This is a genomic window from Streptomyces sp. NBC_01551, assembly GCF_026339935.1.
In the GTDB taxonomy this organism is placed as follows: Bacteria; Actinomycetota; Actinomycetes; order Streptomycetales; family Streptomycetaceae; genus Streptomyces.
In genome coordinates this window covers 2,450,747-2,476,502 of sequence record NZ_JAPEPX010000001.1, presented here as the reverse complement: position 1 = coordinate 2,476,502, position 25,756 = coordinate 2,450,747, and the positions used below count along the sequence as shown (strand labels likewise).

The 25,756-nt window shown below is 72.2% G+C and carries 19 protein-coding genes, 1 tRNA gene and 1 riboswitch; of the genes, 16 read left to right on the top strand and 4 right to left on the bottom strand.

Annotation, left to right across the window (positions count from 1 at the left end):
• Positions 1-9 precede the first annotated feature (9 nt).
• The 3 genes from OG982_RS11050 (at position 10) to OG982_RS11040 (ending at position 4,401) form a co-directional block, all read left to right on the top strand.
• Positions 10-2,124 carry an N-6 DNA methylase gene (locus OG982_RS11050; RefSeq protein ID WP_266948424.1) on the top strand — a complete coding sequence of 705 codons (2,115 nt, stop codon included), beginning with the start codon at positions 10-12 and terminating at the stop codon, positions 2,122-2,124.
• Between the two features lie 163 nt (positions 2,125-2,287).
• A complete protein-coding gene (locus tag OG982_RS11045) occupies positions 2,288-2,899 on the top strand; it encodes a hypothetical protein (protein ID WP_266948422.1) in 612 nt (203 codons plus the stop codon).
• Complete coding sequence (locus OG982_RS11040; protein ID WP_266787787.1) at positions 2,896-4,401, top strand: serine/threonine-protein kinase; 1,506 nt, start codon at positions 2,896-2,898, stop codon at positions 4,399-4,401. Before OG982_RS11045 ends, OG982_RS11040 begins: the two co-directional genes overlap by 4 nt.
• Before the next feature lie 15 nt (positions 4,402-4,416).
• Here OG982_RS11040 and OG982_RS11035 read toward each other — a convergent pair whose 3' ends face one another.
• Positions 4,417-6,837, bottom strand: coding sequence for a YfhO family protein (locus OG982_RS11035; protein ID WP_266787788.1), 2,421 nt, complete (start codon positions 6,835-6,837; stop codon positions 4,417-4,419).
• Between the two features lie 193 nt (positions 6,838-7,030).
• Here OG982_RS11035 and OG982_RS11030 point away from each other — a divergent pair, with 193 nt between their 5' ends.
• Positions 7,031-7,651 carry a SurA N-terminal domain-containing protein gene (locus OG982_RS11030; RefSeq protein WP_266787789.1) on the top strand — a complete coding sequence of 207 codons (621 nt, stop codon included), beginning with the start codon at positions 7,031-7,033 and terminating at the stop codon, positions 7,649-7,651.
• 28 nt (positions 7,652-7,679) lie between these two features.
• The gene (locus tag OG982_RS11025; RefSeq protein ID WP_266787790.1) at positions 7,680-8,660 is read left to right on the top strand and encodes a nucleoside triphosphate pyrophosphohydrolase; all 981 of its coding nucleotides are present in this window, start codon (positions 7,680-7,682) and stop codon (positions 8,658-8,660) included.
• On the opposite strand, the gene OG982_RS11020 is transcribed toward OG982_RS11025, so the two are convergent.
• On the bottom strand, positions 8,657-9,850 hold the full coding sequence (locus OG982_RS11020) for a globin domain-containing protein (RefSeq protein WP_323139246.1): 1,194 nt from the start codon (positions 9,848-9,850) through the stop codon (positions 8,657-8,659). The genes OG982_RS11025 and OG982_RS11020 overlap by 4 nt on opposite strands.
• Before the next feature lie 148 nt (positions 9,851-9,998).
• Between OG982_RS11020 and OG982_RS11015 the strand changes: the two genes are divergently transcribed.
• The 9 genes from OG982_RS11015 to OG982_RS10975 all read left to right on the top strand — a co-directional run bounded on the left by OG982_RS11015 (position 9,999) and on the right by OG982_RS10975 (position 20,739).
• Positions 9,999-11,273: a cytochrome P450 gene (locus tag OG982_RS11015; RefSeq protein WP_266787792.1), complete on the top strand. Its 1,275-nt coding sequence runs from the start codon at positions 9,999-10,001 to the stop codon at positions 11,271-11,273.
• Positions 11,274-11,375: 102 nt separating this feature from the next.
• A complete protein-coding gene (locus tag OG982_RS11010) occupies positions 11,376-12,419 on the top strand; it encodes a transglycosylase family protein (RefSeq protein WP_266787793.1) in 1,044 nt (347 codons plus the stop codon).
• 276 nt (positions 12,420-12,695) lie between these two features.
• Positions 12,696-12,862, top strand: a riboswitch (cyclic di-AMP (ydaO/yuaA leader).
• Positions 12,863-12,864: 2 nt separating this feature from the next.
• Positions 12,865-13,620 carry a transglycosylase family protein gene (locus tag OG982_RS11005; RefSeq protein WP_266948420.1) on the top strand — a complete coding sequence of 252 codons (756 nt, stop codon included), beginning with the start codon at positions 12,865-12,867 and terminating at the stop codon, positions 13,618-13,620.
• Between the two features lie 273 nt (positions 13,621-13,893).
• The gene (gene eno, locus OG982_RS11000; RefSeq protein WP_266787795.1) at positions 13,894-15,180 is read left to right on the top strand and encodes a phosphopyruvate hydratase; all 1,287 of its coding nucleotides are present in this window, start codon (positions 13,894-13,896) and stop codon (positions 15,178-15,180) included.
• A gap of 101 nt (positions 15,181-15,281) precedes the next feature.
• Positions 15,282-15,770: a septum formation initiator family protein gene (locus OG982_RS10995; protein ID WP_266787796.1), complete on the top strand. Its 489-nt coding sequence runs from the start codon at positions 15,282-15,284 to the stop codon at positions 15,768-15,770.
• A gap of 45 nt (positions 15,771-15,815) precedes the next feature.
• A complete protein-coding gene (locus OG982_RS10990; protein ID WP_266787797.1) occupies positions 15,816-16,376 on the top strand; it encodes a DUF501 domain-containing protein in 561 nt (186 codons plus the stop codon).
• Complete coding sequence (locus OG982_RS10985; protein ID WP_266787798.1) at positions 16,373-17,326, top strand: Ppx/GppA phosphatase family protein; 954 nt, start codon at positions 16,373-16,375, stop codon at positions 17,324-17,326. Before OG982_RS10990 ends, OG982_RS10985 begins: the two co-directional genes overlap by 4 nt.
• Positions 17,327-17,815: 489 nt before the next feature.
• Complete coding sequence (locus OG982_RS10980; protein WP_266787799.1) at positions 17,816-19,198, top strand: NAD(P)/FAD-dependent oxidoreductase; 1,383 nt, start codon at positions 17,816-17,818, stop codon at positions 19,196-19,198.
• Between the two features lie 197 nt (positions 19,199-19,395).
• Positions 19,396-20,739: a cyclopropane-fatty-acyl-phospholipid synthase family protein gene (locus tag OG982_RS10975; protein WP_266787800.1), complete on the top strand. Its 1,344-nt coding sequence runs from the start codon at positions 19,396-19,398 to the stop codon at positions 20,737-20,739.
• A gap of 89 nt (positions 20,740-20,828) precedes the next feature.
• On the opposite strand, the gene OG982_RS10970 is transcribed toward OG982_RS10975, so the two are convergent.
• Both OG982_RS10970 and OG982_RS10965 read right to left on the bottom strand, forming a co-directional pair.
• A complete protein-coding gene (locus OG982_RS10970; protein WP_266787801.1) occupies positions 20,829-23,381 on the bottom strand; it encodes an ABC transporter permease in 2,553 nt (850 codons plus the stop codon).
• Positions 23,382-23,436: 55 nt separating this feature from the next.
• A complete protein-coding gene (locus OG982_RS10965) occupies positions 23,437-24,201 on the bottom strand; it encodes an ABC transporter ATP-binding protein (protein WP_266792039.1) in 765 nt (254 codons plus the stop codon).
• Between the two features lie 461 nt (positions 24,202-24,662).
• Between OG982_RS10965 and OG982_RS10960 the strand changes: the two genes are divergently transcribed.
• Both OG982_RS10960 and OG982_RS10955 read left to right on the top strand, forming a co-directional pair.
• Positions 24,663-24,744: transfer RNA gene (locus OG982_RS10960), tRNA-Leu, on the top strand.
• A gap of 136 nt (positions 24,745-24,880) precedes the next feature.
• Positions 24,881-25,741 (top strand): Bax inhibitor-1/YccA family protein, encoded by an 861-nt coding sequence (locus OG982_RS10955; RefSeq protein WP_266787802.1) that lies wholly within the window; start codon positions 24,881-24,883, stop codon positions 25,739-25,741.
• Positions 25,742-25,756 lie beyond the last annotated feature (15 nt).

The window sequence follows — 25,756 nt, the reverse complement described above, 5'->3', positions numbered from 1 at the left end:
CTCGCCCGCATGCTGGAGGACACCGCCGCAGACGCCGCACCCGAGGTCACCGCAGCCGAGATCGCCCGCCTCGCCGGGGTCGGCCGCGCCGCCGTGAGCAACTGGCGCCGCCGCCACGCCGACTTCCCCAAACCCGTCGGCGGCACCGAGACCAGCCCCTCTTTCGCCCTGCCCGAAGTCGAGGACTGGCTGCGCGCCCAGGGCAAGCTCGCCGAGGTCCCGCTGCGCGAACGCGTCTGGCAGCAGATCGCCTCCCACCCCGCCGGGGCCGTCGCCGCGCTCGTCGAGACCGGCGGCGCGCTGCTCCTCGTACACGAGCGGCCCACCGACTGGCTGGAGCTGACCGCCGGCTCCGACGAACGGATGGCCGCCCGGCTGGCGCCCCTGCTCGCCCGGGTGCTCGCCACCCGGCTCGGCCCCGGGCGGCCGCTGCCCGGCGCCGCGGCCGCCCCGCCGCGTCCCGCGGGCATGCCGCTGCTGCGCGCCGCCGCCGAACTGGCCGCCGAACTCGGCGCCCGCAAGGCCTTCGAGTTCCTCCTCGGCCGCCACCTCGACGCCAACCCCCGGCAGTACACGCTGACCCCGGACGGCTGCGCGGCGCTGATGGCCGCCCTCGCCGGGCCCGCCGCCCGCACCGTGCTCGACCCGGCCTGCGGCACCGGCACCCTGCTGCGGGCCGTCCCCGGCGCCACCGCCCTGTACGCGCAGGACTCCGCGCCCGAACTCGCCGCGCTCGCCGCCCTGCGCCTCGCCCTGCACGGCTCCGCCCAGGTCCGAGCGGCCGCCGCCGACAGCCTGCGCGCCGACGCGTTCGCGCCCTCCGCCACCGGCCCGGTCGACGCCGTGCTCTGCCACCCGCCGTTCAACGAACGCAACTGGGGACACGAGGAACTGGCCTACGACCCCCGCTGGGAGTACGGCTTCCCAGCCCGCACGGAATCCGAACTCGCCTGGATCCAGCACGCGCTGGCGCACCTGCGCGAGGGCGGCACCGCCGTGCTGCTGATGCCGCCCGCCGTCGCCTCCCGCCGCTCCGGCCGCCGCATCCGCGCCGACCTGCTGCGCCGCGGCGCGCTGCGGGCCGTCGTCGCCCTGCCGGCCGGGGCCGCGCCGCCGTACGGGATCCCGCTCCAGCTGTGGGTGCTGCGCAAGCCCGCGCCGCAGGCCGCGCCCCCGGCCGGGCTGCTCCTGGTGGACACCGCCGCGCTCGCAGCCGAGGGGCAGGGCGGCCGGGCCGCGTGGCCCGCCGTGCACCGGACGGTGCTGGACGCCTGGACCGCCTACGACCGGTCCGGCTCGGTGCCCGAGGTGGCGGGGGTGAGCCGGACCGTCCCCGTCATCGAGCTGCTCGACGACGAGGTCGACCTGACCCCCGCCCGGCACCTGCCGCCGCCGGCCGCGGGCGGCGGGATCGCCGAACTGGCCGCCGTACGGGAGCGGCTGGACGAGACGCTGGGCCGGGCGGCCCGCACCACCCCGCCGGTGCCTTCGGCCGCGCCGGACGCGGACCCGGGCGGGGCGCGGCAGCCGCTGACCACCATCGGCGAACTCGCCCGCGCGGGCGCGCTGCTGCTGCGCGGCGGGACCGGGACCGGCCCCGAGGGGGCCCCGGTCCTCACCGAACACGACGTGTACACCGGAAGCGGCCCCACCGGGGCGGCGACCGGCACCGGAGGAGGGGCGGCGACCGCCACGGCGGCCGGCACCGCGGCCGCGACCGACGAGCCCGTGCTCACCGCGGCCGGCGACGTGGTCGTCCCCGTCGTCGGCGGCGGCGGAACGGCCCGCGTCATCACCGCGGACGCCGCGGGAGCGGTGCTCGGCCGCAACCTGCACCTGCTGCGCCCCGACCCGGCCGCGCTCGACCCCTGGTTCCTCGCCGGGTTCCTGCGCGGCACCGCCAACAACCGCCGCGCCAGCAGCCACGCCTCCACCGCGACGCGCCTCGACGTGCGCCGGCTGCGGCTGCCCCGGCTGCCGCTGGCCGAACAGCGGCACTACGGCGACCGCTTCCGCGCCCTCGCCGAGTTCGAGGACGCGCTGCGGCTCGCGGGCCGCCTCGGGGAGCAGCTCGTACAGGGCCTGTACGACGGTCTGTCGGACGGCTCGGTCACGCCCGGGTAACCGACCGTGCAACGGTTGCGCGCATCCCCTCACTGGCGGCCGGAAAGGCTGTATACGCTCAGACCCGAAACCCTTTCCGCACGGCCCGTCAGGAGCAGCGATGCACGGCCCCGGCCTCCAGCCGCAGCATGGTCACCAGGCCCCCCGGCCCCAGTCCGGGAGCGTGGTGGCACTGCGCGTGCTGTTCGCGGCGCTGCCCATCCTGAGCTGCGGCTTCTTCGCCTGGGGGTCGCTGCTGCGGCTCGCCCTGGTCACCCGCAAGAACCGTGACTGGACCCTGCTGGTGGTCGGGTTCGTGGTCTCCGTCGCCTGCATCGTGCTGGTCGGGCTGGACAAGACGCCCGACACCAGCGGCTGGCAGAGCGACCTCGGGGCCGGCGGCTCGATCCTGTCGGGCTTCGCGATCTGCGTGTACTTCCTCGTCGGCGACATCCGCCACCACGAGGCCAAGGCGGCGGCCGGGCAGGCGCACTGGGCGGCCCCGGGCCCCTACCAGGCGCCCGCCCCGTACGCGCAGGGGCACCAGACCGTGCCCGGCTACGGGTACCCGCCCGCCCCGCGGACCCCGACGCCCACGCCCGCCCCGATCCCCGCCCCGAACATGCCTCCGGCGACCACCCCGCCGCCGCGCATCGGGCAGGTCCGCGCCGAACTCGACGAGCTCAGCGAGCTGCTGCGGCGCCAGACGCCGAGCCAGAACCCGGCGCCGAACCCGAACCCGGGCCACCCGTACCAGGACCCGAGCCAGACCGCGTTCCAGGACCCCGACCAGTGACCGAGCGGATCATCGGCGAGCGCTACCAGCTGGCCACCATCCTGGGCCAGGGCGGCATGGGCCAGGTCTGGACGGCGTACGACCGGCGCCTGGACCGGCGCGTGGCCGTCAAACTGCTGCGCCCCGACAAGGTGGCGGGCCCCGGCACCGTCGCCGAGGAACTGCGCCGCCGCTTCGTCCGCGAATGCCGCGTCACCGCGCAGGTGGACCACCCCGGGCTGGTCACCGTGCACGACGCGGGCAGCGACGGCGACGAACTCTTCCTCGTCATGGGCTACGTCGAGGGCTCCGACCTGGCCGACCACCTCGCCGAGCACGACCCGTACCCCTGGCAGTGGGCGGTCTCCGTCGTCGCGCAGCTGTGCGGGGTGCTGTCCGCGGTGCACGCGGTGCCGATCGTCCACCGCGACCTGAAGCCCCGCAACGTGATGGTCCGCCCGGACGGCACCGTGCTCGTCCTGGACCTCGGTGTCGCCTCCGTGATGGACACCGACACCACCCGCCTCACCAGCACCGGCTCGCCCATCGGCAGCCCCGCCTACATGGCGCCCGAGCAGGCCATGGGCGGCGCGGTGGGCCCGTACACCGACCTCTACGCGCTCGGTGTCCTGCTGTACGAACTCCTCAGCGGCAACGTCCCGTTCGCCGGGTCCACCGCGCTCGGGGTGCTGCACCGCCACCTGTACGAGCCGCCGGTGCCGGTGCGCCAGCTGCGTCCGGAGGTCCCGCACCAGCTGGAGGCGATCCTGCTGCACCTGCTGGCCAAGGACCCGCAGGACCGCCCCGGCTCCGCCCAGGAGGTGTACGAGTCGCTCGTCCCGCTGCTGCCCAAGCAGGGCGCGCCGGCGGGCCCGCTCGACCCCACCCGCCCCTTCCTGCGCCCGCAGGCCCCCTGGCCGGACCGGGCGGCCGTGATCCCGCCGCAGCCGACGCAGCCGCCCGCCCCGCAGCGCCCGGACATCCCGGCGGCCGTGGACGAGGCCCGGCAGCTGCTGGACCAGGGCCGTCTGACCCAGGCCGTGGACATCCTCGGCGGCATCCTCCCGGCGGCCGCCGCGCAGCACGGGGAGCACTCGCCGGTGGTGCGCTCGCTGCGCAAGCAGTACGCCGCCACGCTGATGGACGACGGCCAGTACCGCCGCGCGCTGCCCGAACTGCGCCGTCTGGCGGACGAGTTCCCGCCCGGGGACCCCCAGTCGCACCGCTTCCGCTACGACGCGGCCCAATGCCTGGAGCAGCTCGGGGAACCGGCGGCGGCCCTCGCGGAGTACCGCTCGCTGCTGCCGCTGTTCGAGAACCACTACGCCAACCCGGACCCGGGCCTGCCGCTGGAGGTCCGCCGCCGGATCGCGCACCTGCTGCTGTCCCTGGGGGACCGTCCGGCGGCCCACGACACCCTGGCCCGGCTGCTGTTCGACGCCGAGCGGCTGCACGGCCCGAACCACCCGTTCCCGGCGGAGATCCGGCGCACCCTGCACTGGCTGGGGCAGGTCAGGGGCTGATCGCCCCGCCCCGCCTCAGGCGGGTACGGAGGCTTCCACCTCGGCGTCGGCCGCGACCGGCGGGAGCCCGTCGGCCTCCTGCGGCCGCCGCCGCGCGCGCCGCGCGCCCACGGCCAGGAGCCAGGCCAGCACCAGCAGGGCCGCCCCCGCGACGGCCGCGCCCGGGACCAGCCCCGGCGGCCGGAACGAGCAGTCGACGGTGGTGGTGCGGCCGTCCAGCGGGATCGCGACCAGGCCCAGGTGGGCCGAGGCCGGGCGGCCGTTGCAGGTCCAGCCGGCGATCGCGGGGGAGGAGAGCACCGCGGTGCCCTTCGTGCCCGGCGCCACCGTGGCCGAGATGCCCGACGAGCCGACCTTGATGCCGGTGGCCGCCGTGGCGCGCAGCAGGGCCGACGCCCGCGTCAGCTTCTCCCGGTCCAGGCAGGCCAGGGTCCAGCGCGGCGGCGGGGCCGAGTCGAAGCGCAGCGCCGAGGCCGGCCCGCGCGAGACGCCGAGCCGCTGGACGGCGGCCCGGTTGCGAGGGGAGTTGCCGTCCAGGCGGAAGCCGGGGCCGCCCGTGAGGCGGGCGTACGCGTTGTACTCCGGCGCCCACAGGTAGGCCTCGGTGCCCGCGCGGCAGACCCCGGGCGCGACCGGGTCCTCGTACACCTTCGCGCCCAGCAGGAGTTCCTGGTTGCGAAACGGCGCGTCCTCGGCGTAGGAGAGCTCCGGCCCCGGCGGCCGCGTCGTGATCAGCGGCGGCACCTCGGCCCTGGCGACGGCGCCGTTCGGCTGGAGGCGGGCGCCGACCGCGAAGACGGCGTCGGTGACCGGGTTGTCGATGCTCTGTACGTTGCGCCCGCGCGAGGTCCAGCCCGCGCCGAGCGCCACCATCGTGCGCGTGAACACGTCCGGGGTGTGGCTGCTGTAGTACGCGCCGCCCTCGCCGCCGAGCAGCATCGGGTCGTTGCCGCTCAGCGCCGGCCGGCTCGGGTCCGTCCGGTACGCGGGCCAGCCCTCGGCCCCCGCCAGCGCCTTGGCGCGGGCGCTGTGCGCGGCGCCCCAGGACGGGTAGTCGTCCAGCCCGCCGAGCTTGCCCTGCATCCCCCACGCGGTGGTCGCGGCGCCCTGCCCGATCAGCACCAGGGCCAGCAGCCCCGCCGCCGGGAGCACCAGCCTGCGGTGCTTCAGCGCCCACCATGCCCCGGCCGCGATCGCCAGACCGCCGCCGAACAGCCCGTAGGTCCAGCCGGTGACCAGCTCGCTGCCGCTCGCCCACAGCGCCACCGCCACCAGCACGCCCGCGCCCGCCGCCAGCGCCCGGGGCCCCGGCAGGCCCGCCGCCAGGGCGGTCCACGCGGCGATCACCACGATCCCGGCGAGGACGAACGTCTGCCGGTACGGGCTGCCGTTCGGCGTCGCGAACACGTGCCAGGCCAGGTGCGTCGGCGTCCACTGGAACGAGAGCAGCACGGCCACCGTCAGCCCCGCCCACCACCACCGCACGCGCTTGGGCACGGCCCGGTGGAACGGCAGCGCCGCGACCAGCAGCAGCGTCCCCGTCCCCACGAAGATCGCCGGGGAGGAGAAGGAGTACGTCGCCGGCAGCAGCCGGGCGAACGTGTCCGCCCACGACACCGGCTGGAACTCCCGCACCAGCCCCGGATACGCCTGCCCCGAGCTGAGGAAGAGGGGGACAAGGACGGGCGAGGCCAGCGCGATGCCCAGCAGCGTGGTCCCCGCCGCCCGGCCGATCACGAGCAGCCGCTCCCGTACGCCGTCCCGGGTCAGCACCACCCGTACCACCAGCACCAGCGCCGCGCCCAGCGTCGCCATGTACGCCGTATAGAAGTTGGCGGTCCAGCAGACGGCGACCACCAGCGTCCCCACCGCGAGTCGGCGCCGCCGCAGCGCCCACTCACCCGTCAGACACAGCATCGGGAAGGCGATCAGCCCGTCCAGCCACATCGGGTTGTACGAGGCCTCGATCACCGACCAGCCGCACAGCGCGTACGAGGCCCCCAGCAGCCCCGCCGCCCACCACGGCCCGCGCCGCAGGGTCCGTAGCAGCCAGGCCATCGCGGCCGCGGCGGCGGCCATCTTCAGCACCGTGACGACGTACACCGCGAGGTCGATGTCCTCGCGCGGGAAGAGCGCGACCAGCACCGCGAAGGGGCTCGTCAGGTACGTCCCGAAGTCGGGCAGGAAGCTGGTGCCGTAGCCGGACTGCCAGTTGAACAGCAGTCCGCCCCGCGCCTGCCCGTGGAGCATGTCCCACAGGTGCGCGTGGAAGGGCACGAACTGATTGCCGAGGTCGTTGATGCTGCGGTTGCGCGGCCCGTACGGGAAGACGCCCGCGACGGCGTCTCCGGCACACACGGCCGCGGCCGTGAGCAGGGCGGCGAGCGCCGAGCCGAACAGGCTGTGGCGCCGCGGGGAGGGGTGCGGAGTCGACATGGTGGCCCGACCCTGACAGCGCAGGGCGTACGAAGCGTGGCCGCAGAGTGGCAGGAACACTAACAGCGGCGTACCCCGACACCCCCGCGAATCGTTGGTCGAACCGGTGGCTCGGAACCCCCACACTGCATACCATCGATCACCGCACGGCCCTTGTGCACCGACGCACAATCTCCCGGCCCTGGAGGCTCCTTTGCACCGTCGCACTGCGCTCTCCGTCTCCGCCGTCCTGCTCGCGGCGGCCCCCCTGCTGTCCGCCTGCTCCAGTGACGCCCGGCCCGGCACCGCGGCCGTCGTCGGCGGGGAACGGATCACCACCTCCGCGCTCCAGGTCCAGGTCAACGACGTGCGCACCGCGCAGAGCCGGTCCGCGCAGAGCGCCCAGGCCGCGGGCACCGCGCGGTTGGAGCGGATGAAGCTCAACAACATGATCCAGCTGCGGATCCTGGAGAAGACCGCGAAGGACGCAGGCATCACGGTCACCACCCGGGAGATCGAGGACGTCCGCAAGGACACCGCCACCCAGAGCGGCGGCGCGCAGAAGATGGAGCAGCTGGCGCTCGCGCGGCGGCTCCCGGTCGCACCGGACCAGATCGACGAGGACATCCGCTTCCAGCTGCTCCTCGGCAAGATCCGGGAGAAGTTCGGCGACGACGCCTTCGTGCCGGCCCTGACCAAGGCCTCCGGCGCCCTGCACATCGAGGTGAACCCGCGCTACGGCGGCTGGGACGCCAAGCAGATCGCGCTCGGCGAGGGCGAGACCCCCTGGATCACCCAGCGGACCCGGCCCGAGCAGCCCCCCGCCGGGGTCTGAGCCGGACGCGCGGAGGTAGGTTCGGAGGGTGACCGACCACGTACCCGCCGAGCCCACCGGCCGCATCGTCCTGCTCACCGCCAGCCACCGGGTGGCGCCCGGCCTGCTGTCCTGGCCGGCGTGGCAGACCCTGCGCGCCGCGGACCGGGTGCTGTGCGCCGACCCGGAGCACCCGCAGCTGCCGTACCTGCGGGAGGCGGGCGTCGAGGTCGTGCGGGAGGCACCCGACGCGCAGAGCCTGGTCGAGGCCTGCGCGGGCGGCCGCACCGTCGTGGTCATCCCGGCCGGCGAGGGCGACCAGCGGCTCACCGACGGGCTGGCCCGCCTCGCCGGCTCCGGCCGCGTCGCCATGCCCGACCTGGAGCTGCTGCCCGGCTCGTACGACCTGCCGGGCGCCCGGCTGCTGGACCTGGTCCAGGTGATGGACCGGGTCCGCAGGGAATGCCCCTGGACCTCGCGCCAGACCCACGAGGGGCTGGTGAAGTACGCCATCGAGGAGGCGTACGAGCTGGTCGAGGCCATCGAGACCGGGGAGCGGGAGGAACTACGGGAGGAACTCGGCGACGTGCTCCTCCAGGTGGTCTTCCACGCGCGCATCGCCGAGGAGCACCCCGACCAGCCGTTCTCCGTCGACGACGTGGCCGGCAGCCTCGTGGAGAAACTGGTCCACCGCCACCCGCACGTGTTCGGGGACGCCGAGGCGCGGACCCCGGAGGACGTCAGCGCGCACTGGCAGCGCACCAAGGCGGTCGAGAAGCAGCGCGAGTCGGTCACCGACGGCATCCCGCTCGGCCAGCCGGGCCTCGCCCTCGCGGCCAAGCTGGCCGGCCGGGTGCGCGCGGGGGAACTGGCCGTCGAACTGCCGCGCGGCGAGGGCATCGGATACGAGCTGCTGGCGCTGGCGGCGCGCGCCGAGTCGGCGGGGGTGGACCCCGAGGCCGCGCTGCGCGCGGCGGCCCGCGCCTACCGGGACGCGATCCGCGCCGCCGAGGGCGTCGACACCCCCTAACCCTCCTCGCGGGCGCGCGGCGCGCGGGCCGAGGGGTTGTGCCAGTGCGGGGCCGGGCGGTTCAGGAACCACTCGCCGAACCCCAGCGGACGCCCGCCCTGGCCGTGGCCCTTCCCGCCGGTGGGTACGGAGTCGTGGAAGAGGCGGTCGGGCCGCGCGCCGAGCTCCTCCAGGACGTACGCGGTCTCGTCGATGAACTGGGGCGGCCCGCTGAGGTAGACGTCATGCTCGGGCCAGAGCGCCCGGTTGGCCAGCGCGGTCGTCAGCCGGTCGGTGGCCTGGTTGCGGTGCTGCCCGGGCGCGGGCGTGATGTAGGTGACGCCGAGCCGGCGGAGCGAGGCCGCGTACCGGTCGATGAGCGGCCGGTCGTAGAGGTGGGCGGCGTCCCGGGCGACCACGAAGAGCCGTACGTCCTGGTCGGGGGGATGCTCGGCCAGCTCCTCCAGCAGCGCCCGGATCGGCGCCCAGCCCGTCCCGGCGGCGATCAGGCTGACGGGCCGGTCGGTGCGGCGCAGCGTCAGCTGCCCGCCGGCCGCGCCGAGCCGGAGCGTCTCGCCCGGCCGTACCTCGCGGACCAGGGCGGTGCTGAGCCGGCCCCGCTCGATCCGGCTGACGTGCAGGTCGACGGTGTGGTCGGGGCGGGGCGCGTTGCCTATGGAGTACGTGCGCCAGGTGGTCGGCACGCGCTCGCTGCTCACGCTCACGTACTGGCCCGGTAGATAGGGGAGCGGGACGTGCGGCCGCAGGGTGAGGACGGCGATGTCCTGGCCGTACTGGAGGTGGCGCACGACCTCCGCGTCCCACCAGGGCGGGTCCTCGCTCGCCGCGGCGCCCTCCGTCATGGCGTCGGCGATCACCTGGTAGGCCTCGGCCCACGCCTTCTCGACGTCCGGGGTCCAGGCATCGCCGGAGGTCTGGGCGAGGGCGGCCATCAGGCTGGCGCCGACGGCCGCGTAGTGCTCGGGCCCGACGAGGAACTTGCGGTGGTCGCGGCCGAGCTCGCGGAGATAGGGGAGGAGGGTCTCGTGTTCGAGGTGGGCGATCACATGGGTGAGCGCGGCGAAGAGCCGGTCCCGCTGGCGTTCCATGTCCTCGAAGGAGGCCGGGAAGAGGGCGCGGATCCCGGGGTTGTGCCAGAAGAGGTGGGAGTAGAAGAACTTGACCGCGTGCTCGGCCCGTCTCTCCACCACCGCGAAGCTGCTTTTCAAGATCCTCACATCCACAAAACCGAAAGTAGGAACGGCGGACCACGCGAGGTCAAGTCATGGCGGATCTACGGACAGCCGCGACGATCCACCTATATGGGATGACGGGTGACGGCCGGGATACGGTCTGCGGGTGCATGAGCAGACTCCCGAAGCCCCCGCAGACCCCCCGACCCCGCAGGGTCCGACCCTGTTCGACTGGGAGTTCGCGACCGACCCCTACCCGGCCTACGCCTGGCTGCGCGAGCACTCCCCGGTGCACCGCACCAAGCTCCCCAGCGGGGTCGAGGCCTGGCTCGTCACCCGGTACGCCGATGCCCGCCAGGCCCTCGCCGACCAGCGGCTGAGCAAGAACCCGGCGCACCACGCGGAGCCGGCGCACGCCAAGGGCAAGACCGGGATCCCGGGGGAGCGCAAGGCGGAGCTGATGACGCACCTGCTCAACATCGACCCCCCGGACCACACCCGGCTGCGGCGGCTGGTGTCGAAGGCGTTCACTCCGCGCAGGGTGGCCGAGTTCGCCCCGCGGGTGCAGGAGCTGACCGACCACCTGATCGACGGGTTCGCCGCGAAGGGCGAGGCGGATCTCATCCACGAGTTCGCCTTCCCGCTCCCCATCTACGCCATCTGCGAGATGCTGGGCGTACCGCGCGAGGACCAGGACGACTTCCGGGACTGGGCCGGGATGATGATCCGGCACGGCGGCGGCCCGCGCGGCGGCGTCGCCCGTTCCGTGAAGCAGATGCGGACCTATCTCGGTGAACTCATCCACCGCAAACGGGATGATCTGGGCAATGACCTCATCTCCGATCTGATCCGGGCAAGTGACCACGGAGACCACCTGACGGAGGCCGAGGCCACCGCCATGGCCTTTATCTTGCTTTTCGCCGGATTCGAGACGACGGTCAACCTCATCGGCAACGGCGTCCACTCCCTCTTCATGAACCCGGACCAGCGCGCGCGCCTACAGTCCTCCCTCGCCGCCGGCGAGAGCGCGCTGCTGGAAACCGGAATCGAGGAACTCCTGCGCTACGACGGCCCGGTGGAGCTGGCGACGTGGCGGTTCGCCACCGGGCCGCTGACCCTCGGCGGGCAGGACATCGCGACGGGCGACCCGGTGCTGGTGGTCCTCGCGGCCGCCGACCGCGACCCGGCGCGGTTCGCCGACCCGGACACCCTCGACCTCTCCCGCACCGACAACCAGCACCTCGGCTACGGGCACGGGATCCACTACTGCCTGGGTGCTCCGCTGGCACGACTGGAGGGGCAGACCGCGCTCGCGACTTTGCTGACGCGTCTTCCCGACCTGGAACTCGCCGTGCCGGCCCAAGAGCTGCGCTGGCGCGGTGGGTTGATCATGCGTGGCCTGCGCACTCTTCCGGTGCGCTTCACACCCCGAAACGACTGAGGAGCGCTTGACCCGAAGTCAGTTTCCGACCGGAGTTGTCACGATCGTGCTAACGCGGCTAGGTTCTGCCGTTACCCCGCCGTTATGCGAAAGGTGCAGCTCATGCGTTCCGGGAACGGCCGCCACAGACGCCCCCGCCAGGTGCCCGCCATAGTCGTCACCGCCGGAGTCACAGGCTCCGCGTTGGCGCTGCCGCTGCTCGCGGCAACCAACGCGAGCGCCGCTGACGCCGCCACCTGGGACAAGGTTGCGGAATGCGAGAGCGGTGGCAGCTGGAGCGCCAACGCCGGCACCGGCGCCTACGGCGGACTCCAGTTCAGCCAGGAGGAGTGGAAGAACGCGGGCGGGCTGTCCTACGCCGAGCGCGCCGACCTCGCGAGCCGCTCGCAGCAGATCGCCGTCGCCGAGCGGGTGCTGGCCTCCCAGGGCCCCGAGGCGTGGTCGACGTGCGCCAGCCCGGCGGGTCTGACCAAGGACGGCCCGTCGGCGGACGTCAACCCGGGCAACGCCGACGCACCCGGCCCGGTCGCCCCGAGCCCGTCCCGCCCGGACGCCAAGGTGCCGGTGCAGGGCAACACGCCCGCCAGGGACTACGGCGCCCCGACGCCGAAGCCCGGCCTGTCCGGCTCGCCCACCGGACTGCCCGACCTGCCGCAGGGCCCCTCGCTCGGACTGCCCGTCATGCCCGAGCCGGACCTGCCGTCCACGACCCCGACGACGCCGACGAGCCCCACGACGCCGGGCGGTCCGTCGACCGACCCCACCTCGCCCACGACTCCGGTCGACCCGTCCTCGCCGACGGCCCCGACCTCCCCGAGCGGCACGCCGGGCAACCCGGCCGCCCCGGGGACCCCGGGCGCCACCACCGGCCCCAGCGCCTCTCCGAGCCCGTCCGGCGCGGCCGGCGCCGCGGGCGAGAGTGCTGGAAAGCACCGCGGGGCGCCCGCGGTCGAGACGGCCAGCGCGCCTGACGCCGCGTCGGACCCCACGTACACCGTCAAGGCGGGCGACAGCCTGGCCGCCATCGCGGATGCCAAGGGCGTCAAGGGCGGCTGGAACGCGCTCTACCAGGCCAATGAGCAGGTCATCGGCGGGAACGCGGATCTGATCAAGCCGGGCCAGAACCTGGATCTAGCTAAGAAATAGGGGCACTTCGGACATCCGGAATGGCCTGAATGTCGGATATCCGTAAGTGAGACATGCGTCTCTTCCGTTCAACTGGCGTGTCACGCCGGTAGCGTTCCGCAAACCCCGCCCTCACCTGCGCAAACGTCCTTGCGGAGAGCGCAAGTAGGGGTCGTCTACCCCCGATGTTCCTCGTTGAACATCGGGGGGAGACCTGTCTACCTTCTGAATCGCTCGCCACCGCGGGCCTCTTCGACCGCATCGCCGAATCCTGCCGGCGGCCGGAGAGAACAGTCGTCGCGTCAAGCGCCGAAGGCAGGAGCGGGGGAACCAAGGTAGGCGCCGGGAGGGGCCGTTGAGAGACGGTCAGGAACGGCTAGGGGTTAAGCCACACGCCACGTGTGGCCGGGCACTCACTCGCCCGAACCCGACAGCTCACCTCGTAGGCGTCGGTGAGGAGAACTCCATGCTGCTTTCCGGCAAGGGCAAGCACCGCCGCGGTTCCAAGGCCGTCCGCATCGTCACGCTCGCCGGTGTCGCCGGCGTGGCCGTCGCGGCGCCCCTGATGGCCGCGGGCTCCGCCTCCGCCGCCACCGCCTCCGAGTGGGACCGCGTCGCCGCGTGCGAGTCGGGCGGCAACTGGTCCATCAACACGGGCAACGGCTACTACGGCGGCCTGCAGTTCTCGGCCTCCACGTGGGCCGGCTACGGCGGCAAGGCGTACGCCGCGACCGCGAACAAGGCCTCCAAGTCGCAGCAGATAGCCATCGCCGAGAAGGTCCTCAAGGGCCAGGGCAAGGGCGCCTGGCCGGTCTGCGGCAAGGGCCTGTCCACCTCCTCGTACAAGGGCGGCGCCGCCGAGGCCCCCAAGCCGAAGGCGAAGCCCGAGGCGAAGAAGCAGCAGAAGGCCGAGCCGAAGAAGGAGACCAAGCGCTCCGAGGCCCCGGTCACCCGCTCCGAGCGCGCCCAGGCCCCGGCTCCGTCCAAGCCCGCGCCGAAGCCTGCCGCGCCGAAGCCTGCCGCGCCGAAGCCCGCCGCGCCGACGACCAGCGCCCCGAAGACCGGCAACGGCTCCTACGAGGTCAAGCCGGGCGACACCCTGGGCACCATCGCCGAGGCGAACGGCGTCAAGGGCGGCTGGCAGCAGCTCTTCGAGCTGAACAAGGACATCGTCTCGGACGCCGACCTGATCTTCCCGGGTCAGAAGCTGAAGCTCAGCTGAATCTCTCGGTAACCACCGACAGAGGGTCAGCAACACACGGGATCCCCACCGCCCGGCGCGTCTTCCCCTACGCGCCGGGCGGTGCCGTTTGTGCCGGTCGGGCCGAATGATCAAGATCCGTATGTCCCGGAAGACGGGTATTCGGACCCTTTTTCGTCCCAGGACCCGGGCGGTCGGGCGGCCGAGTCCCCGGATCCGGTTAGGCTCTAGGCGGCAAGGCCATCCCACGGCCTGACACGCCACCGCACACCCAGCGTCACATCCCAGAAGGAGATGCTCGTGCCGTCCATCGACGTCGTCGTAGCCCGGGAAATCCTGGACTCCCGAGGCAACCCCACGGTCGAGGTCGAGGTGGGCCTCGACGATGGCAGCACCGGCCGTGCTGCAGTACCGTCCGGCGCCTCCACCGGTGCATTCGAGGCCATCGAGCTCCGTGACGGTGACCCCAACCGTTACTTCGGCAAGGGTGTCGAGAAGGCCGTCCTGGCCGTCATCGAGCAGATCGGCCCGGAGCTCGTCGGCTACGACGCGACCGAGCAGCGCCTGATCGACCAGGCCATGTTCGACCTCGACGCCACCGACAACAAGGGCTCGCTCGGCGCCAACGCCATCCTCGGCGTGTCCCTCGCCGTCGCGCACGCCGCGTCCGAGGCCTCGGACCTCCCGCTCTTCCGCTACCTCGGCGGCCCGAACGCGCACCTGCTGCCCGTTCCGATGATGAACATCCTCAACGGTGGGTCGCACGCCGACTCCAACGTGGACATCCAGGAGTTCATGATCGCCCCGATCGGCGCGGAGTCCTTCTCCGAGGCGCTGCGCTGGGGTGCCGAGGTCTACCACACCCTCAAGAAGGTCCTGCACACCAAGGGCCTCTCCACCGGTCTCGGTGACGAGGGCGGCTTCGCCCCGAACCTGGAGTCCAACCGCGCCGCGCTCGACCTCATCGTCGAGGCCATCAAGCAGGCCGGCTACACCCCGGGCAAGGACATCGCGCTCGCGCTCGACGTCGCCGCGTCCGAGTTCTACAAGGACGGCAAGTACGAGTTCGAGGGCCAGTCCCGCTCGGCCGCCGAGATGACCGACTACTACGCCGAGCTCGTCGAGGCGTACCCGCTGGTCTCCATCGAGGACCCGCTGTTCGAGGACGACTGGGCCGGCTGGAAGACCATCACCGACCGCCTCGGCACCAAGGTCCAGATCGTCGGTGACGACCTGTTCGTCACCAACCCGGAGCGTCTGGCCCGCGGTATCGAGGAGGGCTCCGCGAACGCCCTGCTCGTGAAGGTGAACCAGATCGGTTCGCTGACCGAGACCCTCGACGCCGTCGAGATGGCCCAGCGCAACGGCTTCAAGTGCATGATGTCCCACCGCTCCGGTGAGACCGAGGACGTCACCATCGCCGACCTCGCCGTCGCCGTGAACTGCGGCCAGATCAAGACCGGCGCCCCGGCCCGCTCGGACCGCGTCGCCAAGTACAACCAGCTGCTGCGCATCGAGGAGATCCTCGACGACGCCGCGGTGTACGCGGGTCGCTCCGCCTTCCCGCGCTTCAAGGGCTGAACCGTCCTTTAGGGGCGCAAGCCTCCCTACGTCCCCGCACTCGGTCCCGTACCGTGTGCGGGGACGTAGTGCGTAGTGCGTACAGAGGGGAGGCGGGACCAATGGCCGGGAACCGGGACCGGTTCTCCACCTTCTCGACCGCGACGAGGCTCAAGCAGCTCGGCGAGCGGACCGCCGCACACGTCTACCGGTCGCAGTCGCGCCGCCAGGTCCGCCGCAGCCGGCTCACCGGCCGGGCCGCGCTGCTCGTGCTCGTCCTCTGTACGCTGGTCGTCGCCCTCGCGTATCCGATGCGCCAGTACGTGTCCCAGCGTTCGGAGATCGCGGAGCAGCAGCGGGCCGCCGACGACGCGCGCCGGCGCCTGGAGGAACTCCGGGACGAGAAGGCCCGCTGGCAGGACCCGGCCTACGCGGAGCAGCAGGCGCGCAAGCACCTGCACTTCCTGCGGCCGGGAGAGATCGGCTACATCATGAAGGACCCCGGGGCCGAGGCCGCGGAGCGGCACCGTACCGGACAGGCCGCTTCCGACCGCCCCTGGTACTCGAACGTCTGGGACGGCGTCGACAAGGCCGACCGCCCCGGCGACTGACGAGTACCGCACCCATCCACGAGAACGAAGAGACTTCCTCCAGGCATGCAGACGCCCCCGCCCCAGACCGACCGGACCGAGCCGACCGACGCGGACATCGAGGCGTTCGAGCAGCAGCTCGGCCGCCCGCCGCGCGGGCTCCGCGCCATCGCGCACCGCTGCCCCTGCGGTCAGCCGGACGTCGTCGAGACCGCCCCGCGGCTGCCCGACGGCACGCCCTTCCCGACGCTGTACTACCTGACCTGCCCGCGCGCGGCCTCCGCCATCGGCACGCTGGAGGCCAACGGCGTGATGAAGGAGATGCAGGCCCGGCTCGCCGAGGACCCGGAGCTCGCCGCCGCCTACCAGGCCGCGCACGAGGACTACATCCGGCGCCGCGACGCCATCGAGGTGCTCCAGGGCTTCCCGAGCGCCGGCGGCATGCCGGACCGGGTGAAGTGCCTGCACGTGCTGGTCGGCCACTCGCTGGCCGCCGGTCCGGGCGTGAACCCGTTCGGCGACGAGGCCCTCGCGATGCTGCCGCAGTGGTGGGCCAAGGGCGCCTGCGTCACCCCGTGCGCGCAGAAGGCGGAGCAGACGGCGGAGCAGGCGGGGGAGCGGGCGTGACCCGGGTCGCCGGCATCGACTGCGGTACGAACTCCATCCGCCTGCTCGTCGCGGACTGCGACCCCGCCACGGGCATGCTGGTCGAGCTGGACCGGCGGATGACGATCGTCCGCCTGGGCCAGGGCGTGGACAAGACCGGCCGGCTGGCTCCGGAGGCGCTGGAGCGCACCTTCGCCGCCTGCCGTGAGTACGCGGCCGTCATCAAGGAACTGGGCGCGGAGCGGGTGCGCTTCGTGGCCACCTCGGCCTCGCGCGACGCCGAGAACCGCGACGAGTTCGTCCGGGGCGTGCTGGACATCCTGGGCGTCGAGCCCGAGGTGATCACCGGCGACCAGGAGGCGGAGTTCTCCTTCACCGGCGCCACGCGCGAGCTCACCGGGCTGGACCACCTCGAACGGCCGTTCCTGGTCGTGGACATCGGCGGCGGCTCGACCGAGTTCGTGGTCGGCGAGGAGCACGTGCGGGCCGCCCGCTCGGTCGACGTGGGCTGCGTGCGGATGACCGAACGCCACCTGGTGGTCGACGGGGTCGTCACGGACCCGCCGACGCCGGAGCAGATCGCCGCCATACGGGCCGACATCGAGGCCGCGCTGGACCTGGCGGCCGAGACGGTCCCGCTGGGCGAGGCCCGCACCCTGGTGGGCCTGGCCGGCTCGGTGACCACGGTGGCCGGCATCGCCCTCGGCCTTCCGGAGTACGACTCGTCGGCGATCCACCACGCCCGGATCCCTTACGAGCGGGTCCGCGAGGTCAGCGAGCGCATGCTGACGGCGACGCACGCCGAACGCGCGGCGATCCCGGTGATGCACCCGGGCCGGGTGGACGTCATCGGCGCGGGCGCGCTGGTCCTGCTGGCCGTCATGGAGCGCCTCGGCGCCTCGGAGGTCGTGGTCTCGGAGCACGACATCCTCGACGGCATCGCCTGGAGCTGCGTCCTCGATCCCGCGTGACCCGTGCCCCGGCCCTGTGGGAGACCCCGCAGGGTCAGGGCGGCGGGGGCCTGGGAATCGATGGGGAGGGCGGCCGGAATCCGGCGTTCCGCTGTTTCCGGGGGTTCGGGAGGGCCTTTACGGGGGTCTTAGGTGGCGTCGGGCAAAGAAGGTTCGTGAAGTTCTTCACAAGGAAAAGACGCCTGGCGGGTCACCCGAGGGGTGCTTCGGGGTCTTCCCGGGGTCATCGGGCCCCATTTGTGCGAGCGTTCGTGCGAATCGGGGAGGTCGCCGGGTCGCGTCGGTAGGTATCCACGAACCCGGTGGTCTACTCCGCTTTCAGCCCGTGTGGCCAGTTCAGGACGGGTGCACAACGACTCCCGTTACACGTTGGTTCCCGTTTCGCGCCATGACCTCGGTCACGTGGGCGGCGGAGTGTAGCAGAGGTGTTCCCACTCCTTGTGAAGGGGCTCACGAGCATCACCCCTGAGGGTGCTGGATACTCGTTGCATGAGCACCACGGAGCGTCCCAGGATCCTCGTTGTAGGAGGTGGGTACGTAGGCCTGTACGCAGCCAAGCGCATCATGAAGAAGATGCGCTACGGCGAGGCGACCGTCACGGTCGTCGACCCGCGCTCGTACATGACCTACCAGCCTTTCCTCCCCGAAGTGGCCGCAGGCAGCATCTCGCCTCGGCACGTCGTCGTCCCGCTGCGACGCGTGCTGCCCAAGGCTGAGGTTCTCACCGGCCGGGTCACGACCATCGACCAGGACCGCAAGGTCGCCGTCGTCACGCCGCTCGTCGGCGAGGCGTACGAGCTGCCCTTCGACTACCTGGTGATCGCGCTCGGCGCCGTCTCCCGCACCTTCCCGATCCCCGGCCTCGCCGAGCAGGGCATCGGCATGAAGGGCGTCGAAGAGGGCATCGGCCTGCGCAACCACGTACTCGAGCAGCTCGACAAGGCCGAGTCCACGACGGACGAGAACGTCCGCCGCAAGGCCCTGACCTTCGTCTTCGTCGGCGGCGGCTTCGCCGGTGCCGAGACGATCGGCGAGGTCGAGGACATGGCCCGCGACGCCGCGAAGTACTACACCACGATCAAGCGCGAGGACATGCGCTTCATCCTGGTGGACGCGGCCGACAAGATCCTTCCCGAGGTCGGCCCCAAGCTGGGCACCTGGGGCAAGGAGCACCTGGAGTCCCGCGGCATCGAGATCTACCTCTCGACCTCCATGGACTCCTGCGTCGACGGCCACGTCGTGCTGAAGAACGGCCTCGAGGTCGACTCCAACACCATCGTGTGGACCGCCGGCGTCAAGCCGAACCCGGCCCTGGCCCGCTACGGCCTGCCGCTCGGCCCCCGCGGCCACGTCGACACCGCCCCGACCCTTCAGGTCCAGGGCAGCGACTACATCTGGGCCGCCGGCGACAACGCCCAGGTCCCGGACGTCGCCTCCCGCAAGGCCGGCGTCGAGAACGCCTGGTGCCCGCCGAACGCCCAGCACGCGCTGCGCCAGGCCAAGGTCCTCGGCGACAACGTGGTCTCCGGCATGCGGGGCTTCCCGCAGAAGGAGTACAGCCACTCCAACAAGGGCGCTGTGGCGGGCCTCGGCCTCCACAAGGGCGTGGCGATGATCGTCATGGGCAAGATGAAGATCAAGCTCAAGGGCCGTCTCGCCTGGTACATGCACCGTGGCTACCACGGCATGGCCATGCCGACCTGGAACCGCAAGATCCGCGTCTTCGCCGACTGGACCCTCGGCATGTTCCTCAAGCGCGAGGTCGTCTCCCTCGGTGCTCTGGAGAGCCCGCGCGAGGAGTTCTACGAGGCCGCCAAGCCGGCGCCGGCCCCGGCCGCCGCCACCCCGGCCCAGAAGGCCAAGGCGTCCTGACCCGGCTCGTCCGGCAGGACCCGCGCACGACCCGCTAGACCCTGCACGACCCCGAAGGGGCCGCCCGCCATCCGTGGTGCGGGCGGCCTCTTCGGCGTGCCCGCACGAGTGGAGGCCACTCGTCCGCCGCGCCGCTGATTGCCCGGGGCCCCGGCGGGGTAGAGCCATGGGTCGGAGCCTTTCTGGAGGTGTGCGCCATGACCGACGCCGCGCCGCGGCTGGCCGTTGTTGCCGAGACCCTGCTGGGCGCTCCCCTGCCCGTGCGCATCCGGGCCTGGGACGGCAGCGAGGCCGGTCCACCCGGCGGGCCCGTTCTCGTGGTCCGCCGCCGCCGCGCGCTGCGCCGCGTGCTGTGGAAGCCGGGCGAGATGGGCCTGGCCCGCGCGTGGGTCGCGGGTGACATGACCGTGGAGGGCGACCTTTTCGCCCTGCTGGACCGGGTGGCGGGCCTGCTGTGGGAGCGCGGCCCGGACCCCGACGGCGCACCGGTCCCGGCCGCCGCCCCGCCGAGGCCGGCCGGGGGCCTCGCGCTGCTGCGCGACCCGGCGCGGCGGGCCGCCGTACGGGAGCTGCTCACGCTCGCCGGGCCGTGGCCGGCGCCCGCGCCGCCGCCCGAGGAGGCCGACCGGCGCGGCGGCACCCGCCACAGCAAGGGCCGCGACCGCCAGGCGATCAGTCACCACTACGACGTGGGCAACGAGTTCTACGAGCGGCTCCTGGGCCCCTCCATGGTGTACTCCTGCGCCTACTGGAGCCCCGGCGGCACCCTTGAGGACGCCCAGCGCGACAAACTCGACCTGGTCTGCCGCAAACTCGCCCTGGAGCCCGGCCAGCGGCTCCTCGACGTCGGCTGCGGCTGGGGCTCCATGGCCCTGCACGCCGCCCGCGCGTACGGCGTCCAGGTCACCGGCATCACCCTCTCGCGCGAACAGGCCGCGTACGCCCGCAAGAGAGCCGCCGAGGAGGGCCTGGCCGACCTGGTCGACATCCGGGTTCAGGACTACCGGGACGTCAAGGACGGCCCGTACGACGCCATTTCGTCCATCGGCATGGCCGAACACGTCGGAGCCGCCCGCTACCGGGAGTACGCCCGCACCCTGCACGGCCTGCTGCGCCCCGGCGGACGGCTGCTCAACCACCAGATCGCCCGGCCCCCGGAGGCCGACGAAGCGGCGTACCGCGTCGACGAGTTCATCGACGCCTACGTGTTCCCCGACGGGGAGCTCTCGCCGCTCGGCAGCACCGTCGGCGAGCTGGAGCGGGCCGGTTTCGAGGTCCGCGACGTGGAGGCGCTGCGCGAGCACTACGCGCTCACCCTGCGGGCCTGGGTTGCCCGGCTGGAGCGGCACTGGGAGGAGGCCGTCCGGCTCACCTCACCCGGGCGGGCCCGGGTGTGGCTGCTGTACATGGCGGCCAGCGCGCTCGGCTTCGAGCACAACCGGCTCGGCGTCAACCAGGTCCTCGCGGTGCGGCCCGCGGGGACGGGCCGGTCGGGGCTGCCGCTGCGGCTGCGCACCTGGGGCGCGCCGCCGCCCCCGTAGGGCCTGGGCGCTGCGGGCAACGGGAAGGGCCCCGGGGCGTGTTGCCCCGGGGCCCTTCCGTGTCCCTGCCCGTGTCTCTCGCAGGCCCGCTATTCGGTCTTGATGGCCGTCAGCATGTTCAGGCGGGCGGCGCTGCGGGCGGGCCACATGGCCGCCAGGACGCCGACCACGGCGGCGAGCAGGAGGAAGATCCCGATCCGGTCCCACGGGAGGATCAGCTCGTAGTTCGGCATGGACTTCGCCATGGTGGTGCCGACCGCCCAGGCGAGGAAGACGCCGATGGCGACGCCCAGGGCCGCTCCGAAGAGCGAGATCACCACGGCCTCAAGGCGGATCATGTTCTTAACCCGGCCCCGGTCGAGGCCGATCGCCCGCAGCATGCCGATCTCCTGGGTCCGCTCGAAGACGGACATCGCAAGGGTGTTGACCACGCCGAGCACCGAGATGATCAGCGCCATGCCGAGCAGGCCGTACATGACGTTCAGCATGGTGTTGATCATGCCGCCCATCTCGTTGCGCATGTCCTGCTGGGTGGCGACGTTGATGGCCGGGTTCTTGCCCAGGGCGTCGACGACCTTCTGCTGGCCGGCCTTGGACGCCCCGCCCTCGACGTTGACGTACACCTCGGAGACGGCGCTCTCATCGGTGTGCTGGGTGAGGATCTTGTCGTCGAGGACGTAGGGGGAGAGCAGGCCCTCCATGTCCTTGTAGACCGCGCCGACCTTGAGGGTTTCCTGCTTGCCGTCCTCGTACTTCACCTTGAGCGTGGAGCCGACGGCGAGCTTCTGGCTCTTCGCGGTCTTCTCGGCGACCAGGATCTCGCCCTTGCCGAGGGAGTCCACCGAGCCGCTGACGGTCTCGATGTTCAGCAGCTGGCCGATGGCGGCCGGGTTGACGCCGGAGGCGGACCGGAAGTCGTCGCCGACCATGAAGTAGCCGGCCGTCTGCGGGGAGACCGCCTTGATGCCGGGGGTCTTGGTGAGGGTCTCGGCCACCGACTTGTCGAGGTAGCCCATGCCGCCGGCCATGGAGACCTTGTAGTCGGCCTTGAGCTTCTCGGTGCTCATCCGGTCGACGACCTTGCCCACGGTGATGCCGAGCACCGACAGGGTGGTGACCAGGGTCAGGCCGATCGCCAGGGAGGCGGCGGTGACGGCGGTGCGGCGCGGGTTGCGGACGGCGTTCTGGGAGGCCAGCTTGCCGGGGATCCCGAACACCTTCTGCAGCAGCGGGCGGACGGCCCCGATGACCGGCTTGGACAGCAGCGGCAGCAGCACGATCATGCCGATGAGCATGAAGAAGGCGCCCGCGCCGATGGTCATGCGGCCGGTGTCGCCGCCCGTGGACACGCCCATCATGACCAGGCCGATGCCGAGGACGCTGATGATCGAGCCGATGACGTTGCGCACGACCAGCGACTTCGCGGTGGCCGGCAGGTGGGCGCTGCCCATGGCGGCGACCGGGGCGATCCGGCCGGTGCGCCAGGCGGGCAGCACCGCGGCGATCGTGGTGACCAGGATGCCGATGACCAGGGCCGCGATGATCGTGCCCGGGGCGATCACGATGTCGCCGCCCGGGAGCTTGGCGCCGAAGGAGCCGATCACGGAGCGCATGGCGACCGCCAGGCCGATGCCGCTGATCAGGCCGACGACGGCGGACACGGCGCCGACGACCAGGGCCTCGGCGAGCACCGAGCGCATGACCTGGCCGCGGTTGGCGCCGACGGCGCGCAGCAGGGCCAGCTCCTTGGTGCGCTGGGTGACCAGCATGGTGAAGGTGTTGTAGATCAGGAAGATGCCGACGAAGAGCGAGATGCCGGCGAAGACGAGCAGCATGGTGCCCATCTGGCCGAGGCCCTCCTCGATGTCCTTGGCCTGCTTCGCGGCGAGGGCCGCGCCCGTCTGCGCCTTGGTGTGCTTGCTGTCGACCAGCGGCTCGATGTCGGACAGCAGCTTGTCGGCGGAGGTGCCGTCCTTGGCCGCGACCGACATCTCCTGGAAGTAGCCGGGCTTGAGGTAGAGCTCCTGGGCGACCTTGGTCTCGAAGAGCACCAGGCTGCCGCCGGCCTGGACGGCACCGTCCTCGGTGGTGAAGACACCGGCGAGGGAGTACTCCTTGACCGGGCCGTTGGTCGCGACGCGGACCTTGTCGCCCACCTTGTACTTGCCCGTGTCCGCGGTCGCCTTGTCGAGCGCGATCTCGTCGGCCTTGGCCGGCCCGGCACCCTGGACGAAGCTGTAGCGCGGGTTCTTGCCGTCCTTGACGGGCGTGTAGTTGGCGCCCTGGTTGGACCAGCCGGCGCCGATCAGCTTGCCGTTCTCGTCGCCGACGCCGGCGAAGCCGGTGACGCGTCCGGAGACGGAGTCGACGCCCGGGAGCGCCTTGACCTTGTCGAGGGTGGCCTGGCTCAGGCCCGGCTCGCCCTCCTTCTCGCCCTGGTCGTTGCGGCCCTGGCCGTACGAGGTGACGGAGACGGCCACGCCCGCGTAGTCCTTGGCGGACTGGCCGGAGAGGGACTTCTTGAGGGTGTCGGTGAAGACGAGGGTGCCTGAGACGAAGGCGACGCCGAGGGTGACGGCGAGCACCGTCATCAGCAGCCGGGCCTTGTGCGCGAGGACGTTGCGCAGGGCTGTACGGAACATGGGATTCGAGTCCTGGGGCTGGAAGTCTGGAGGAGGGCTGGGGAGGTGTCCCGGGTCAGCTGGTGCGGCCCTTGGCGTCGAAGGCCTTCATGCGGTCGAGCACGCCGTCGGCGGTGGGGCTGAGCATCTCGTCGACGATCCGGCCGTCGGCGAGGAAGATGACGCGGTCCGCGTAGGAGGCGGCGACCGGGTCGTGGGTGACCATCACGACGGTCTGGCCGAGCTCGCGGACGGAGTTGCGCAGGAAGCCGAGGACCTCGGCGCCGGAGCGGGAGTCGAGGTTGCCGGTGGGCTCGTCGCCGAAGATGATCTCGGGGCGGGAGGCCAGGGCGCGGGCCACGGCCACGCGCTGCTGCTGGCCGCCGGAGAGCTGGGTCGGGCGGTGGCCGAGGCGGCCGGAGAGGCCGACCATCTCGATCACGTTGTCCAGCCACTGCTGGTCGGGCTTGCGGCCGGCGATGTCCATGGGCAGCGTGATGTTCTCCAGGGCCGTCAGGGTCGGCAGCAGGTTGAAGGCCTGGAAGATGAAGCCGATCTTGTCCCGGCGCAGCTGGGTCAGCTGCTTGTCCTTGAGGGTGCCCAGCTCGGTCTCGCCGATGCGGACGGAGCCGGCGGAGAAGGTGTCCAGGCCCGCGACGCAGTGCATCAGCGTGGACTTGCCGGAGCCCGAGGGGCCCATGATCGCGGTGAACTGGCCCTGCGCGAAGTCGACGGAGACGTTGTCCAGGGCGACCACCTGGGTCTCGCCCTGGCCGTACACCTTGGAGAGCTGGGTGGCGCGGGCGGCCACGGCCTGGGTGGTGTGCGGGGCGTAGTTCATGGTGGTCACAGGGGGGACTCCTGTCGAGCGGGGCGGCCGCGGACTGCGGACTTGCGGGACGTATCCATCCTCACGGCGCCCCTACCCCCTCCGGATCAGCCGAGGTGCCCGTTCTCCGGCCCACTGGAGTCTGACCGGGAGGCGGTTCGCCTCCTCCTTTGGTATGACATGAGCCCCGAGAAGCGGCGCGCGGCGGCCGGGGTGGCCCGGGGTGGCGCGCGGGTGGCGCCAGAGGTGGCGCGGCGCCTGTGCGGGCCATCGAAATTACGTCATTCCCATGTCGCCGGTGATCGTCGGCGAGGGGCGCCCAGAACGGGCCGACCCCGTGTTCTTGTGTCTGATGAACCCTCAGGCGCCAATAAAATCAGACAACATCGGATTGACGGCCGAACCGCCGAGTAGGTGTTCCGGATAGGCTCGACGCAGCGTTCATGGCTTTTACGCGGGGGCTGCTGGGCCTTGCCCGGATGGTGGAATGCAGACACGGCGAGCTTAAACCTCGCTGGCCTTCGGGCCGTGCCGGTTCAAGTCCGGCTTCGGGCACTCCCGCAGCGCCCCTTTAATCCTCTGTGGCTTCGCCGCGCCTTCTCCTAAGATCCTCCTCCAGCAGTAGGGTGCTTTCTTTGCGAGCGCATTACTCTTGTGGCAAGGCTGCGCACGGTGGCCATGGAGGAGTGAGATGAGGAGCAGTAACCCGGTCTTCTCGCGACGGGGGTTCAGCCGCGACGCCGGCGGCTACGCGGGCTTCGGCGCGCAGCACCAGGCGCAGCAGGCCGGGGCCGCGACCAACCCGTACGCGACGAACCCTTACGCGACCGACGCGGCGACGGGCATGCCGCAGGCTCCGGCCCGCGGCAGTGTGATGACGATCGACGACGTCGTGAGCCGTACGGCCATGACGCTCGGCACCGTGATCCTGACGGCGACGCTCGCCTGGATCGCGCTGCCCGTCGACCCCGCGAACATCAACAAGTCGTACGGCATCGCCATCGGCGCCGCGCTCGTCGCGTTCGTCCTGGCGATCGTCCAGTCCTTCAAGGCCAAGGCCGCGCCGGCGCTGATCATCGGCTACGCCGCCTTCGAGGGCGTCTTCCTCGGTGTCATCAGCGCGGCCGTCAGCACCTACATCGGCGACGGTGTGGTCATCCAGGCCGTGCTCGGCACCATGTGCGTCTTCGCGGGCGTGCTCTTCGCGTACAAGATGCGCTGGATCCGCGTCACCCGCCGCTTCTACGGCTTCGTGATGGCCGCCGCCGTGGGCTTCATGCTGCTCATGCTGGCGAACCTGCTGTTCTCGGTGTTCGGCGGCGGTGACGGCCTCGGCTTCCGCAGCGGTGGCCTCGGCATCCTCTTCGGCGTCATCGGCATCATCCTGGGCGCCTGCTTCCTCGCCCTCGACTTCAAGCAGGTCGAGGACGGCGTGACCTACGGCGCCCCGCGCGAGGAGGCGTGGCTGGCGGCCTTCGGCCTCACCATGACCCTGGTGTGGATCTACCTGGAGATGCTGCGGCTCTTCTCGATCCTCTCCGGCGACGACTAGCCGTACCGGCGCACC